Origin of the sequence: Neobacillus drentensis (genome assembly GCF_036966985.1) — a bacterium.
GTDB lineage: Bacteria > Bacillota > Bacilli > Bacillales > Cytobacillaceae > Neobacillus > Neobacillus drentensis_E.
In genome coordinates this window covers 1-1,297 of the sequence record NZ_JBALSN010000633.1, presented here as the reverse complement: position 1 = coordinate 1,297, position 1,297 = coordinate 1, and the positions used below count along the sequence as shown (strand labels likewise).

At 40.6% G+C, this 1,297-nt stretch carries 1 protein-coding gene and 1 pseudogene; both read left to right on the top strand.

Annotation, left to right across the window (positions count from 1 at the left end; all coding sequences use genetic code 11):
• Positions 1-294 (top strand): annotated as a pseudogene (locus V7659_RS29480) (cytochrome B5); the annotation flags it as partial.
• On the top strand, positions 294-1,297 hold a 1,004-nt coding region (locus V7659_RS29475), incomplete at its 3' end, for a cbb3-type cytochrome c oxidase subunit I (RefSeq protein ID WP_335543592.1). The pseudogene V7659_RS29480 and the gene V7659_RS29475, both read left to right, overlap by 1 nt.

Genomic DNA, 1,297 nt, shown 5'->3' with positions numbered 1-1,297 from the left:
GTTGAAGGCAAAGGTTGGGATTATGAATTGGTCTATGTTGCTTCTGCCTTCTCTTATAATCCAGTAAAAGTGGAAGTACCACTTGGAGCAAAAGTGAAAGTTATTGCCACAACAAAAGACGTAGTCCACGGCTTTGAGGTCGCTGGAACAAATATTAACATGATGCTAGAGCCTGGTTATGTCAGTGAATATACGACAACGTTTGATAAGGCAGGCAAATATTTAATTGTATGTAACGAATATTGTGGTGCTGGACACCATTTAATGAGTTCGATGATTGAGGTGAAAAAATAATGGCTAACTCCATAACAAAGAAAGTAAAAGTAGACCCGCGTGATGCAAAGCTTTCAATGGCGCATTTTTTTGTCGCCTTCTCTGCTCTTGCACTTGGTGGTTTAATGGGGCTATTACAAACCCTTGTCCGTTCCGGGAAATGGGAGCTTCCATGGGGCATTGATTATTACCAAATCCTAACCGTCCATGGTGTGTTAATGGGCTTAGTTTTAACCACGTTTTTTATTATGGGATTTCAATATGCTGCCGTAAGCAGAACCACTGGCGGTCATTCAAATGCTGCCCGCCGAACTGGCTGGATCGGTTTTTGGATGATGTTAGTAGGAACCTTAATGGCTGCAACCATGGTTCTACTTAAAGAAGCATCCGTCCTTTACACTTTTTATGCTCCACTTAAAGCACATTGGATTTTTTACTTAGGATTAACTTTTGTAGTGGTTGGCAGCTGGATTGATGGTTCGGCTCAAATTATGACATATGCGAAATGGCGGAAAAACAACCCAGGTCAGCCAAGTCCATTATTGAGTTTTATGGCTGTTATTAATACAGTTATGTGGATTATTGCTACATTAGGTGTTGCTGCTACGGTATTATTCCAATTACTACCTTGGTCGCTTGGATTAGTAGATACTGTTGATGTATTAGTAAGCCGGACTTTATTTTGGTATTTTGGTCACCCACTTGTATATTTTTGGTTGTTACCTGCGTACATGTGCTGGTATGCGATTATCCCGAAAATTATCGGCGGGAAAATTTTCTCCGATTCATTAGCACGATTGTCATTTATTTTGTTCCTGCTCTTCTCGATTCCGGTTGGTTTTCACCACCAATTAACAGAGCCAGGGATTGACCCTGCTTGGAAGTTCTTACAGGTTATCTTAACATTCATGGTTATTATTCCATCGTTAATGACTGCTTTCTCGTTATTTGCTACATTTGAAAGATATGGTCGCTCAAAAGGAGCAACAGGCCTTTTTGGCTGGATTAAAGTTCTACCATGGGG